This is a genomic window from Thiothrix sp., from assembly GCF_028714775.1.
Classification (GTDB): domain Bacteria; phylum Pseudomonadota; class Gammaproteobacteria; order Thiotrichales; family Thiotrichaceae; genus Thiothrix.
In genome coordinates this window covers 46,636-59,571 of sequence record NZ_JAQTLS010000024.1, presented here as the reverse complement: position 1 = coordinate 59,571, position 12,936 = coordinate 46,636, and the positions used below count along the sequence as shown (strand labels likewise).

Sequence of the window (12,936 nt, the reverse complement as noted above, 5' to 3'; positions counted from 1 at the left end):
GAAAGGTCGCTAATATCTTTTTTCTGGTTTTGAAGCAGTGTTCCAATATTAAAATAATCCATAATACCAAAAGGGTGGCCACACCCGGTACATTGAAAAACCATAACTTTATAAGCTGAACCGGAGGGTTCATTTTCTTTAATCTCAAACATATGACCACCACACTTTGGACAAGTTGACCAAGCCATAATGAACCTCCTTATTTATTATATAAAATATGGTTATTGTACGAATAAGTCAAGAATATTTTAACAAAAAATCAACAAGAAATATTATGAAAAGAAACATGAAATTAAGAAGTGTATATCTTCCAGAAATAACGTGGAAACGACTGGAAGGATATTCGGAGATTAATGACCGACCGGTGAACTGGACGGTAACGAATATTATAGAAAACTGGATCAAGAGAAATTTAAAGCAATGCGGCGCGAGAAATAAGACAAAGAGGGCTGCCGTATGAAGAGAATAAAGTCAAAACAATGGGCTGGCAATACCTATAAGAAAGCAATCCAGCCCGGCCACCATGCAACCGAACAATGGGTTCAAGCTGATTTTGCCAGGACGGCTTATGGACTCGGATTTATTATAGCTGGCAAAACGGCTTAACCCTAACGTTAGGCTACACCAATCGCCTCATCGTGCGGCGCAAAAGGAAAAAATGCGAGTAAAGCAGTTAATAACGGAATTAAAAAAACAATCTCCTGAATTGAATGTAGAATTGTTTGCGCATGACCATAATCCTGAGTGCGCAGACGAGGGTACGGGGGGTGCCAACTCAGTATTTGAGATCATGAGAAAAGATGGGACAAAAATTGTAGCAATCCAGTCATAAGATGCGCCGCAGGAAAAGGCGCACTCTAACTTGGGCGCGAGGAGAATAAAAAATGGAAAAAATGGAAAAAACGGAACAAGAAGAAGTAAAAACATTATTAAAAGACGTGTCTCCACAAATGATGATTTCCAGTTTACGGGCAATGCTGGATAGTAATAATTTCACAGAATTAGAAATAAAAATTACAGCAAGAAAAAAGATCGCGCCCATACCAAGCCCACCGCGTGGCCAGCGGTGTTAATCTCACGCCTGACAAAATGGCGGCGACTGTGCGCTCCTTATTATAAATCGGTTTAGCAGGTTAATGCGGCGTTAGGCCGCCCAAGAGCGCGCCGAGATTAGGAGAAGAAATATGAAGGCATTATCAATACAACAGCCGTGGGCGTGGGCAATATTGAATGCAGGAAAAGATATTGAAAATAGGGATTGGTACACTCCTGTTCGTGGGCGCATCCTCATTCATGCCGGAAAAAAAATTGATAAAGGAAGTATCGGATTTATAGAGGATTTGTGCCATATCTCAATACCGCGAGGAATCGGCGCGCAGACAGCGGCCTAACAATGGGTTCAAGCGGACTGAACCTGCGACGATGTCCTTGTCCGACCCATCCGCAGAGGTGGGCGGCGGCGTAATATCCAATAAGCCGGGGATCTAACAGGTTCAGCCGCTTAACCCGAACGTTCGGTTGACAACCGGCGAATCCGGCGCGAAAGAGAGGAAATTTATGAATGAAGAATATAAACGAAAATCAAAAGAAAGAAGAGATAAAATACAAAAGATTATTGAAGAAAATAAAGGCAGATTGTTATCGTGTCCTTTTTGTGGAGATAAACCAATATTATTAAACGGCGGGACACCAAGTAATCCTGAATTTAAAATTGAATGTACTTGTTGGAATCATTTTGAGCATAGTTATTATAACAATCTGGCAACACCAAAATTCAGAGATATTGAATTAACAATAGAAATATGGAATAAAAGAAAACCAATCGCGCCGGATAATAAAACAAAAGAGCCGGTTGCAAACGAACAAGGGGTTCAACGCTGATTCGGCCAAGACGGCCAACGGTATGCGCTAAAGCGCGTATTATAATTGGCCGAACAGGTTAACCCTAACCGTTAGCGTGAAATAATTATGAATAATAAACCTTTGTGGCTCGATGCCCTTATTTGCAAGCTTAGTGCCTCTCGTGCCAAATCGCTCGATGATAAAGAATTAATACGGTGTTTGGAAAAATGTGTGGCAGGACAAAGGTTAATAGAGCTTGCAAAGAAATACCGGAACACAGGATTATTAAAATACGATCAACTTGAATTTAAAAAAGAAGAAGAAGAAATAAAAACAGAAATTATTAAAAATTGCGATACATGTATTGGCCCCTATCCGGGCCACTATATTTGTAATATTTGCAATTCTTATCCAGAATACAATGCATGGGAACCGAAGTACAGCAGGTACAGCAGGTACAGCAGGTACAGCAGGTTAAGCGGGACGTTAGGCCTATAAATTTTTGAGGAAATCGGAATGCGCGCCGGAAATTAAGAGATAAAAATAAAAAAGAAATGTATTGACTTTGGTTGCCTTTTGTGGTATATTTAAGGTGTAGGTAAAAAGCCTACACCGACCTGGCGAACCAGGAAACAGGAGCAAAAGGAGATATTATGAGATACCAAATCACGTACAAAGGCAAAAAGTACATCAGCATCGCCGAGGATGCTCAAGCGGCGTTCGATAAATTTGCAAACCGGAAAGTGTATGGTGAAAATACACTTATCGGGAATTATAGCCTAAAACAATACGATGCTAATACTCGCGGCAAAAAATGGGCACAGTTTAAATGCGGTTGGCCGAGCGAGGCTCCGTTTTTTTGCATGTGCGAAGAGGTAAAATAATGCAAAAACCAAAAACAACAAACCAAACCGAGGTGGTAAAAATCCGCCTCGGTTGCGAAATAAAAGCAGAACTGCAAAAAATTGCAGAAAAAGAATACCGCACATTTTCCGATCAGTGCCGTATGGCGCTGGCCGAGTGGGTAGAAGAAAAAAACAAGAGGCGCGCAGGATCAAAAAATTAAGACCTAACAAGTTGGTTGGCTGGCCTGCCCGCGTAGGTCGCTTTTTATTTTGTCAATTATCTCATAGGGGAATAGTATACGGGGAGTAGAAAAATGCCTTACAAATCCGATGCACAAAGAAGGTTTTTTCATTCTGCCGGAGCGGCTAAGGCTGGCATTTCCAAGAAAACCGTAAAGGAATGGGATAAAGTTTCCAAAGGTAAGGCTCTTTCTCCCATCCGTCCGAAGAAGGCGCCGGAAAGAAAGGAAAAAAAATGCTAAGACTATTCAGGAAAAAACAGAAAAACATCTCGCCTTACATTTTGGAATTACCGGAGAATGCGGTTGAACAGTTTTATGTTCTAAAAGATGAATATGGATTATTAAAAGCCGGAACGGATTTTCATGCAAAATATCTTATGTGGAAATATATTGAAGATATATTTCCAGAAGTTAAAACGGGAGAATGGAGGCTCGACACGAGACATGCAACAAAAGTAAAAATAATAAGAGGCGCGCCGGATAATGAAGCCAATAAAACAAAAGAACCGGTTTCCGGATAACAAGGCGCTTCAACGCCGATTGAGAACCGCTACGGAGTAAGATTCGTATTTTAGGTTCTCAACGGGTTGAGCGCAACGTTAGAATTTCATCCATCCGTATTTATCCGGCATTCCCCCCTGCTTATTTTCTCCATAAACCGCCTGCGCTTCTCTGCTGTACGGCTTGATGAATTCCACCTTTTTTTTAATCTGCCCGCTTGTCCATATTGCCGCCACGGATAGGCATAGCGCCCGGCAGAATCCGCAACCTTCGGCGGTCCGATAGGTGTTTCCACTTTTCTCATACGTCCATGAAAGCATTTGCGATTTCAGGTTGTCGCAGCGCCGATGAACGGCAATGTTTTTCTGAACGAATAGCCTGCCGAGCCGGTTTATCGCGGTCGCTTCATCGTAATTCATTACTCGTTCGAGCCGTATTTTTTGAGCGGCATATTGCATTTGTATATTTCCAACGGCCTTCGAGTGCATGAGCTCGGAACCAAACCATTTTAAACTGCGGATGTCCTTAAAATCAACCTTTCCTATGGAGCGGAATATCAGGCCCATTGATCCGCGTATGGTTTCCGGAACTGATAACTCATTAAAATATTCCCCGAAAACATGGAGCTTGCCTTTATTCGGGTTCCAAAGAGACATTATGATACTGCTTTGCTGGTTCCTGTCCATCCATTGCGATACGATAATTTGAGATTCCCGGTCGAGGTTTTTCAGGCCGACTTCAAAGTTACTCGTTTCTCCACCATACTGAGAAAACACCCGCTTTGTCGAGAAGAAATAATTGATCGCCTGGCTCGTGGTGTCCACCCATTCGTCGTGCGTGCCGCGGTCGAATACGGCCATTTCCTCGATGTAATCTTTGATCCAAGGGCAGATGGATGGGTGAGGTAGATAGATGTTTCCGCTTTGCGCGAGCCGGGCGGCCGGGATTGCCCTAGTCTTTTTATCCCCCAAGGCGTTCTTTCCAATAATTCCCGGCTCCTTTGTTTGCAGATACCGTATGGTATCACTTCCTCCGGTAGCATCCTCAATGATGGTCGCCGAAGTATTTGGGTGCTTTCCTCGCAGTGCCAAAACTTCTTCTTCCTTCTGAAGCGCCGTATAAAGTCCACGATTCCCGTCCAGAAGGAAAAAATTGTTCGGCGTTCTCGTCCAATGCGCTCCAACACAAGGGTCGTTTTCGTCGCCTCCCTTGAGTCCCATGTCCCACGAGTCTATTTCGTCGTCAAAGGTTCCCGGCAGATCAATGGTCCGGCAGGTGTAGGGTTTTCCATCAACCTCAAGCATTACATCGGGCAAGTCGCTCCCCGCCGGTCGCCAAAAGCGCCACCAGTACCGCTTGAACATGCCGCCTTCCGGCGCCGTGGGCCGCTGGTTCACCTGGGCATGAAAATCATTGCCGAGAATGCCTTTGCGGGTTTCAATCTCTTCCTGATTCAACCTGGCTGGGAAAGCCAAGCCGTTCACGTAATGCTTTCGGAGTTCCGGAGGGCTGATATTGTCGCCCTCTTCACCGGGGATGCAGAACAGTTTGTAGTCGCCCGGATAATTCTTGAGAAGGTATCCCGAAAGATCATCCTCGTGAACCCGCTGCATAACTATCATGCGGAGGGCATAGGCATTGTTCACCGACTGCCAGATTGAGCGGGTGTACCACGAGATGCACTCCAAAAGCTTAACCTTGCTGCGCCCGGCGGCCTTCTCCGGGTCAATCGGGTCATCGATGATGATCCAATCACCCCCCTTGCCACCCCCGCCTCCACCGACCGCTGTAGTGATTCTATATCCGCCGGCAGAGTTCTTGTAGAGCGATTTTACGTTCTGGTCAATCTGCATCTCCCAATTTCGGCCCCAATGCATCTGATACCACCGGGATTGTATCACTGTCCGGGAGTCCAACGCGTGTTCAAGGGCCATCGGAAGGTCGTAGGAAGCCCCCACAAAGCGTTGTTCGGGGAACCTGGACCAAACGTAAGGAACGAGAAGCTTGTTATCGATGGTGGTCTTACCGGATCGCCGAAAGATATTTACGATGATATCGTACTCGCGCGGTTTCTTGGCGGCAATGCGCTCGGCCTGGTGCTGAAGCTCATCACAAAGTACATCGTAATGCCAGTTCCAGACAAGCGGCGTGGCAGGCTCAAGGATGGGCCAGGCATTGGCAAAAAAGGCCCGGTAATTTTTACAATCTTCTTTCTGGGCCTTTAATGCCTTTAGGAGAAATTCGTCACTTATTATTTTGGGTGATATAGGCATTCGCTATGCCCTCCAAAAGTTTGCGGCGTTCATCCTGCGGCATTGACCGCGGATCTTCATCTGCTTGTACCAACTTCATCCGCGTGGTTCCGTAGGCTCCGGCTCCTTTGAGTTTGAAAGCCATGATGAGGCCGCTGATGCAAGTCGAACTTTTTTTTATGTTTTTGACAACCATTTTAACGAGTTCCCGGTCGCCAAAACCCTGTTCGGCAAAAAGATCATCGTAGCTTCTCTTCAACGATTCTGCAATGGCTTTTTGAGAACGGTTTTTGTCCCACTTTTCTTTTGCGGCCCAATCCCTGATCGATTGAAGGCACGGGTATTCTAAAAAAGTAGTACGGGCCTTTTTGTAAAGAGCTTCAACTGAGGGGAATTCCCCGCTTTCGTACCATGCTTTAATCATGGTTTTTATACGGGGTGAACATTGCCTACGGTCGCCCTTTCTGAGCTTTGGCATACGAACCACCTTTCTTCGGTGTTTATTTTATTCCACCCCTTTTACCAGGGGTTGTTTTGAATAATCGGACGACATCTCCACCACAAAGTCGCGGAGTCGTTCGTGCCGCTTACTATTATCACTCTGTAAAGTCCGTTTATCGTATCAAACGGCATAAATTTCGCCTGCGTATCGGTATATCCGGCATCGATGGAACAGTTATGGCCGTTCTCGATTATATGCAGGCCGGAAGTGCCGAGGCCGGATGTTGCACGGGCATATATTTTGATATGTTTTCGAGATGAAACCGGATCAAGGCGAGCACCGACGATTGGAACAGACGCGCTTGTATACGTCCACGCCGCGCTCGCTGAATCCCCGACACTGTTATGCAGGCCCAAGATCGCCGCCCCTGCCGACCCCGCAGGGCTTACCGCGCTGGCTGAGTCCGCGGATATCCGTACCCATGAGGTAAGTGCCGATCCGCCAATGGAGCCGCCCGTGCCGGTGGCTGTGAGGCCGCCCGGCCAGTAGATATGTAAGACGGTTCCGACGGTGCCGGTGGCGGGGGAGGCGGTGCAGGTAGTTCCGGCATGTATAGTAATCGTATCCACCGCCGCACTATCGCAATATTTCGCCCCTCCGCTCTGGTTATAGGCATAGATTTTGTCAATGTATGTCCCTGCTGTTGTGGGAGTGCCGGTCCAAGCTCCGGTCGAAATCCCAAAGGATAAGCCCGCTATGGCTGCGCTCGCTTTCAGGGAGTCCGCCGTACAACCTGAATTTGTGCGGGTGTGTCCAGTGATTGCTTTGCCAACTGTATCGGTAATTATTTTTACGTGTGTGAATGGCCCAGTGACAGGATAGGATATAGTCTGGAATGTTGCATTGTTGTTGGTAGTAATTGTCGGGGAACAGGTAGTGGCCGCAATATAGGCTCCCGCGCCGTAGCCGAATTTAACCGTTGCTGCGCAAGAGAAATTGCCCGCAAACAGGATCACCGCGCCTGCTCCGAGTACCACGGAATCACCGGCATTATTAAACGTCGCGTCAGTTACCCGCGCCGTATCCCCCGCAGGCAGATAAAAATAGCCGCTCGTTACGGTGAGGTCGCCGGTGCCAGTATTGAGATTTCCAACCAGCGTCAGATTATTCGCCGCGCTTCCGGCAGTTTTTACTACGTCAACATCATAAACTGTTTTCCCAGACGGTGAGAATGTGCTGGTTCCGGTGCCGATAAATTGGATGTTGGTCGTTATGTGCGGTCGCGTCAACGCCCCGAAGGTCAGGTTGCCCGTAAGCTGCGCCTGGTGCGTAATATCAACTGAATCCAGCAGCCACGCATTCGCCGTGCGTATCCCGTAATTGGTTGAGAATGTCGCACTCGTAGTCGAATCCCGAATATCGGCGCAGTTGAGCGAGTCGCCCATCGTAGTAGACCCGGTGCCGGTTAAAAGAATATGCCCCATCGGTGCGGTTGAGGCAACAAACGCATGTGCATTCGTCCCGCAAAAATGCACAGTGCCGGTGTCCCATTTTTTAACCGCCGCGCCGTTGAATATCCCATTACCGGATATTTTCCGGGTGCCGTTTACGGTCTGAGTGTCGGTTGCATTGGTTGTACTGTCCCAATGATTAAGGCAACTGTCGCCATTATTACCATTAGTAAACTTTCCCTTTATTTTCAAGTTGTTGCAATACAGATCATTAACCTGCGTCAATAGTTTTCCTGCGGAAAGGGCAAAATCAATATCGAAATACAATTGTTTATGGGCTGCGCCTGTTTGCCCAGTTGTAAATGATTTTGCGGCAGTCCCCTCCATGTAAATATGCCCGGTGTGGTTTTTAATCGTATCCGTATTTAACATTTGCCAGTTACCGGTTACGTGTATGGCCGCACTCCCGAGCGAGTCTATTACCCCGCCGGTACTGGGGTTGTATTGACCCCAATCAGTAACATATACCGGGGCGGAATCCAGCGCCAATGTAAATGTCCCCGTCGCTACCGTATTACCATACTGAAACGATCCTCCGCGCATTTGATGTCCGTTCGTTTTAAACTTACAAACTTTCCCGGCTTTGGCATTTGTAGGCTCCCAGTTATTTATCCATGATATCGAGTCGTTAAGGATTATCGTATGTCCATAGGTGCTCGGAACGCTACTCCAATTAGTCGCTGCGGTGGGGTTATAATTTATCCATCCCATTGTTGTAACGGCGTTGTCGGTGTATGGATCAATATGAATTCCGCCCGCGCCCGCTCCAGTCCATACAAAATCTTTCGGCAGACTCCACAATGTTCTTGAACCATTCGGGCCAAAATTAAACCCAAGGTACGATTCATTTTGTATGGTATCCGACCCATAAGCAACCAGCATCGGGGAACTCGACATATTTTGCAAATACACACCCGAAGCCGTGCCGGTATAATAAGCATAAAAGTACGAGCTGCTATCCAAAACAACCTGATATAATTGCAACGTCTTAAATTGTTTATATGTAAAGTGCGTTTTGTGCAACCATAACGTCATTTTACTGCTGATCGTGCCATTATTCGCAGCGTTTATCAGCGTGGTATTTGCGCCTATAAAAACTATTTTCTGCGGATAATCGCATCCACCGGTTACGCTACTATCAATGTAGGCATAATACAAAGTGCAAAGTGGAGTTGTTTGACTACCCTGTGACCCGAAGAGATAATGCAGGCCGGTATACGACGGTTTGAACATTAATGCATAGGCCGTAAAAGATTGCCCATCACGGAAAACCACCTGACTTACAGAACTATCTCCGGTAAATATTAGCCAGTCGGTGGAATCGGTATTTGATCCACGGGGCGGAGAAAAATTGTCTATACGAGTGATGGTATCGCCGTAGGATGGTTTCCAATAATGGGTATCGGCATAGCATGGCGACAAACCCGGCCAATAGGTGTTGCTGCTGTGCATGGCGGGTTGTTGCCACACCAGCAAAAAGCAAAACAGATATAGCAGTACAATCGGTATGATAATTTTTTTCATGGTTTCCTCTATCGTTTACATTCCGTCCATTTCGTCGCAAGATCGAAACCCTCTTTCGCCTCCATGTATTTGCTGCCCCACAGAGAGTCATTGCGGAGCAATATCATTCGCACCCGATCCCCGGCGCGAACCGGCATACGGTTAATGTCCTGATGTCCGTATGTGGTTTGCACAGTGTCAACAATTTTTCCCGGACGCGCTATTTGCTGCGCGGGATGCCCGTTGATGAGTACCGCTATTGTTGCCGCCGCAACCGCGCCGACTATGCCGCCCGGAAAATGTTTTTTAACGTCCATCGTTTTTTCCTTTCGCCCCAATAGTTGTATCTGTAAAAGCCGCCTCGTGTCGCCCATGCATAGCCGCATACCGCAACAATCACCACCGCCAGCGTGTAGGGTATCATGCCGATAATCCGGCACAAGTCCAAAGTTTTAAGCAGAAGTGTTTTCATGTTAATACCTATTATTGCGCGGATGCCGGATCAAAACGCCTCCTTCGCGCTCCCCGGCCCGCTCGTATAAACCGATTCCACGATTGCATTTGCAATAAGCGCCGCGTAAGTCCGCCATTCAAGGCAATCGCATTGTTTACATTTCGTAAATGGCATTCTTCACGCCTCAATTTCCGTTGTCTGGTAATCGTCCGGCACTTCCCGGCAAAACGGAACGCCCCACCTCATTGCCGCGCCCCACGCCTGAATATCCAGCGGGGAGACGTTCCAATCCGTGACCCATGATTTTGGGTAAACAAAACTGTAATCATCACTAACACCGCCGCCGCTCATGCCCCGGATAAACATAGCGGCGAACATGGAGCAAACGGGCCGCGCCGGGTCGCAGGGAATTTTGAATAGGTCACGAAATAAGTTTTCGACACCGTATTGGAAATGTTCTTTCTGTTGTTCTCGCAACCAGTCCCGCGCTGCTATTTGCATAAACTCGCTTGCAATAAGATCAGGATTCGTCAGAATCCCTACCAAATGGCTTTTGCTCCACTCCAGGCAGTCGGTTGTTAATTCCTCCGCATAATAATATTCTCCGTATGGTGTGCGCGGCCAGCTCATGCCATGCCGCATTATGATACCGCTGTCCTTGACCTCCAATATGTCAACGTGGCTTGGCGTCGTGTGGAATGAATCCGGGCCGGGATGCAGCGCGTCCTCGGCCGCCGCGATTGCTCCGCTTATCACATCCCACGGCGCGCCCTTCCAGAGAGCGATGGAGCCGGTGACAATTCGGGAAGCATCAAAAATCGTTTTCATGGTTTTGCGTCCGGTATCTTATTCGGATCAATCGCGGAGCTTCCCAATAATTTCAGCTTCCCGGAATAAATTGCCGCCACGGCAATCAGCCCCTTGAGCGTCTCCCCGAGAGCCACAGCCAAGGCCGCAGTGATCTGTGCCGATGTCGGCAGGTGGCCGGCAGACAGCACCGGAAGGAGCGGCCCGGCGAAAGCTATGAGGCCGAGCAGGAGCGCGGACCCGGCCGCCATGAGAATGATATGCAAAACGGTTTTGTTCATAAATCCCCCTATTGTTTAGATGTTTTCTCATCATCCATTTTTAGCATGAAAAGCCGGTGAGTGCAGGTATTTACATTGCGCCGCATGGAAACCGGAATGTCATCAAAAGCCAATTCACAATTTCCATTTACGTTTCTCTGGCAATCATTGATTGCGCAAGATACCATTATTCACCTCCATAATAAATTGACAGAATGAAATAGAACCATAAGGCCGAAGCCCAAGATAAGAAAAAAAGTAGCGATAAGCAATAACACAGTTCGATCATATTTAGACCTCATGCGTGCAACCCCAGATAAAGCCGTGTCCCGCGAACGATCACCGTTACATCCTCCAATAACTCAACGGCTGACATCGCGCGCGCGTGAGCGTCCGCCGGCGCGGTGAAGCAGCCCCGGCTCCCGCGCCATTCCGGCGAGCTGTGCAAGCCCCCCGGATGGAAATAAACGCCGTTTAAAATAAACTGCCATTCGTGATTGCTGTTCGGCCAGACACTCGGAAGCGTTTCGCCATTGTTAAGCAAAAGGCATTTCCCATACTCGGGATGTTGCACGCACCGCGCCGCATACTGTCCGAGTTCTACCCCGGCATAGGCCGCGTAGTACGGCACTCCGTCAGCCGGCCGCGTCGGATTCGGCCAGGTTGAGCAGGGTAGACCCGCCATGATTATTTTTTCCGGCGACAACGGACCGCTTTCGAGCACCTTGAGTTCGTCCTGGTATCCCGGTTCGTTCGGGAGTGATTGCCGGAGGAAATCAAAGATTTTCACGGTTGACCTCCCATTTTCAACATCGCCTCAATTTTAAGTGAGTCATTGCGGAAAGCCGCGTCCGCCGCGTCCACCATACCCTTTGTCAATGTTTGTTGCTGTCGTTTCTCTATGCGCATTGCGGTAAACATCATCGAGCGGTTTATTATCCGCTGCGATTTAAATAAAGGCCCATTTACGGAATCGTTCATTTTTTCAAAACATTTCAGGTGATATGGATATGTTACCCGCTGCTCGTAAGAATCCCGAGCCTGAATCACCGACAAATAAGAAACCGCGATAAATCCGACTCCAAGAATAATCCCGTAGATTTTACGCGGCCAAGTCCACCATTCAGGATTGAAAAGGAAATGGCGACTGCGTTCGCTTCGGTGTTCCGCTGTGCGCCGCTCCGGACCCTTGTAGTGGTCGCTCATTTCCCCGCCTCCTGCAAAGCCGCTTCCGGTTTAAACCGCTGCGAGATAATCTCCCACCGTGGCAACTCCCCCGCTATTACGGCCGTCACGTTCTTACCATAAACACATATCGGCGGCTGCCCTTCGCCGTTGTCGTTGACAATGACAATGCAAATCTTCGGCGGACAGGCCATGCAGCGGTATCGGGTCTCGTAAGGGGTCATACTCATAGGAGATATAACCCCCACCGTTTTCCGTACCGCTTACTATGCCAGTTCTTTTCAAAGTCTTTCCGCCTTACCGTTACGGCCTTCCCCACCCAAGGGTCGAGCATTGAAACGGTTCTCCGGGTCGAATGAATGATGACAGAATAATGTTCGTCTTTGTCATCCATGTATCGAACCAACATTGGCCGATGATTCGTAAGTTTCTGGTGATTTCCGAAAGCGAACGATATCCGATTTCTCCTCATAAAATAAACGATGCTCTCGCATCCGGTTCCATCTCTTTGCGCCGGCTTCAGATAAGCCGAAATGTACTTTTCGGTAAATACCGGAGAAAGGTTTTCAATCAGGTACAGAAGCGCGAACACGCCGCAATTATAATCGGTCGTCTGCTTGTATCGAAGCGTGTTGAACATCCTGATTTCGCAGAACCGGGCCGTGCGCTTCGTGCCGTACCAATTCTTATGAACGCCATCTTCGGTGAATAGTGCTCCGAAGTCATGGCATAGTGCCTCCATTCCAGGCGCCGTGCAATGACTCACCACGAGCGGGTATCCCTTGGAGGTCAAATAGCCCAGGTGATAGGCAAAAAGCAGCTTGCCAAGCCCCTTGCCTTGGTATGCGGGGAGCGTGGTGAACGAGTAAAGATAGGAGGTTTTTTCGGTGAGGTAGCGCGGATCATCGATGTCCGCCATTTCATCCTCTTCCATGTCGCAAAGTTTTTTTACTTCGATGGATTGCGCTTCCCCGGCCAAATTGCCATTGACGAAGAGCCACGAGGTATCACCTTCACGCAACATTTCGGCCTTATCCTTCAGGTCCGAGCGAAGGTCCGGTTCATAAACACCCTCAAAGATCATGGACTCTT

19 protein-coding genes are annotated in these 12,936 nt (G+C 48.0%); 8 read left to right on the top strand and 11 right to left on the bottom strand.

Going from position 1 to position 12,936, the window contains the following annotated elements; translation table 11 throughout:
• Positions 1-188, bottom strand: a 188-nt coding sequence (locus tag PHE17_RS18250; RefSeq protein ID WP_301017347.1) for a hypothetical protein, incomplete at its 3' end; no start/stop codon positions are given.
• A 696-nt stretch (positions 189-884) separates the two neighbouring features.
• Here PHE17_RS18250 and PHE17_RS18245 point away from each other — a divergent pair.
• From PHE17_RS18245 to PHE17_RS18210, 8 genes are all read left to right on the top strand, one after another.
• Positions 885-1,073 carry a hypothetical protein gene (locus PHE17_RS18245; RefSeq protein ID WP_301017346.1) on the top strand — a complete coding sequence of 63 codons (189 nt, stop codon included), beginning with the start codon at positions 885-887 and terminating at the stop codon, positions 1,071-1,073.
• Positions 1,074-1,184: 111 nt separating this feature from the next.
• Complete coding sequence (locus PHE17_RS18240; RefSeq protein WP_301017345.1) at positions 1,185-1,391, top strand: ASCH domain-containing protein; 207 nt, start codon at positions 1,185-1,187, stop codon at positions 1,389-1,391.
• Positions 1,392-1,557: 166 nt separating this feature from the next.
• Positions 1,558-1,881: a hypothetical protein gene (locus PHE17_RS18235; RefSeq protein ID WP_301017344.1), complete on the top strand. Its 324-nt coding sequence runs from the start codon at positions 1,558-1,560 to the stop codon at positions 1,879-1,881.
• Positions 1,882-1,968: 87 nt separating this feature from the next.
• Positions 1,969-2,340 (top strand): hypothetical protein, encoded by a 372-nt coding sequence (locus PHE17_RS18230; protein ID WP_301017343.1) that lies wholly within the window; start codon positions 1,969-1,971, stop codon positions 2,338-2,340.
• Between the two features lie 155 nt (positions 2,341-2,495).
• A complete protein-coding gene (locus PHE17_RS18225; protein WP_301017342.1) occupies positions 2,496-2,726 on the top strand; it encodes a hypothetical protein in 231 nt (76 codons plus the stop codon).
• A complete protein-coding gene (locus PHE17_RS18220) occupies positions 2,726-2,908 on the top strand; it encodes a hypothetical protein (protein WP_301017341.1) in 183 nt (60 codons plus the stop codon). Before PHE17_RS18225 ends, PHE17_RS18220 begins: the two co-directional genes overlap by 1 nt.
• Before the next feature lie 93 nt (positions 2,909-3,001).
• Positions 3,002-3,169, top strand: coding sequence for a hypothetical protein (locus tag PHE17_RS18215; RefSeq protein WP_301017340.1), 168 nt, complete (start codon positions 3,002-3,004; stop codon positions 3,167-3,169).
• Positions 3,163-3,450, top strand: a complete 288-nt coding sequence (locus PHE17_RS18210; protein ID WP_301017339.1) for a hypothetical protein — start codon at positions 3,163-3,165, stop codon at positions 3,448-3,450. The genes PHE17_RS18215 and PHE17_RS18210 overlap by 7 nt, the downstream gene beginning before the upstream one ends.
• A gap of 78 nt (positions 3,451-3,528) precedes the next feature.
• Here the strand turns inward: PHE17_RS18210 and terL are convergent, their stop codons facing one another.
• From terL to PHE17_RS18160, 10 genes are all read right to left on the bottom strand, one after another.
• Positions 3,529-5,703 carry a phage terminase large subunit gene (gene terL / locus PHE17_RS18205; protein WP_301017338.1) on the bottom strand — a complete coding sequence of 725 codons (2,175 nt, stop codon included), beginning with the start codon at positions 5,701-5,703 and terminating at the stop codon, positions 3,529-3,531.
• Entirely contained in the window at positions 5,675-6,160 is a 486-nt protein-coding gene (locus PHE17_RS18200) for a hypothetical protein (protein WP_301017337.1), read from the bottom strand. Before PHE17_RS18200 ends, terL begins: the two co-directional genes overlap by 29 nt.
• A gap of 41 nt (positions 6,161-6,201) precedes the next feature.
• Positions 6,202-9,159: a hypothetical protein gene (locus tag PHE17_RS18195; RefSeq protein WP_301017336.1), complete on the bottom strand. Its 2,958-nt coding sequence runs from the start codon at positions 9,157-9,159 to the stop codon at positions 6,202-6,204.
• Between the two features lie 8 nt (positions 9,160-9,167).
• On the bottom strand, positions 9,168-9,455 hold the full coding sequence (locus PHE17_RS18190; RefSeq protein WP_301017335.1) for a hypothetical protein: 288 nt from the start codon (positions 9,453-9,455) through the stop codon (positions 9,168-9,170).
• Positions 9,422-9,610: a hypothetical protein gene (locus PHE17_RS18185; protein WP_301017334.1), complete on the bottom strand. Its 189-nt coding sequence runs from the start codon at positions 9,608-9,610 to the stop codon at positions 9,422-9,424. The genes PHE17_RS18190 and PHE17_RS18185 overlap by 34 nt, the downstream gene beginning before the upstream one ends.
• 159 nt (positions 9,611-9,769) lie before the next feature.
• On the bottom strand, positions 9,770-10,420 hold the full coding sequence (locus tag PHE17_RS18180) for a hypothetical protein (protein ID WP_301017333.1): 651 nt from the start codon (positions 10,418-10,420) through the stop codon (positions 9,770-9,772).
• Positions 10,417-10,680, bottom strand: a complete 264-nt coding sequence (locus PHE17_RS18175; RefSeq protein ID WP_301017332.1) for a hypothetical protein — start codon at positions 10,678-10,680, stop codon at positions 10,417-10,419. Before PHE17_RS18175 ends, PHE17_RS18180 begins: the two co-directional genes overlap by 4 nt.
• Before the next feature lie 277 nt (positions 10,681-10,957).
• The gene (locus PHE17_RS18170; RefSeq protein ID WP_301017331.1) at positions 10,958-11,449 is read right to left on the bottom strand and encodes a hypothetical protein; all 492 of its coding nucleotides are present in this window, start codon (positions 11,447-11,449) and stop codon (positions 10,958-10,960) included.
• Positions 11,446-11,865 (bottom strand): hypothetical protein, encoded by a 420-nt coding sequence (locus PHE17_RS18165; protein WP_301017330.1) that lies wholly within the window; start codon positions 11,863-11,865, stop codon positions 11,446-11,448. The genes PHE17_RS18170 and PHE17_RS18165 overlap by 4 nt, the downstream gene beginning before the upstream one ends.
• A 205-nt stretch (positions 11,866-12,070) precedes the next feature.
• Positions 12,071-12,928, bottom strand: coding sequence for a GNAT family N-acetyltransferase (locus PHE17_RS18160; protein WP_301017329.1), 858 nt, complete (start codon positions 12,926-12,928; stop codon positions 12,071-12,073).
• Positions 12,929-12,936: the final 8 nt, after the last annotated feature.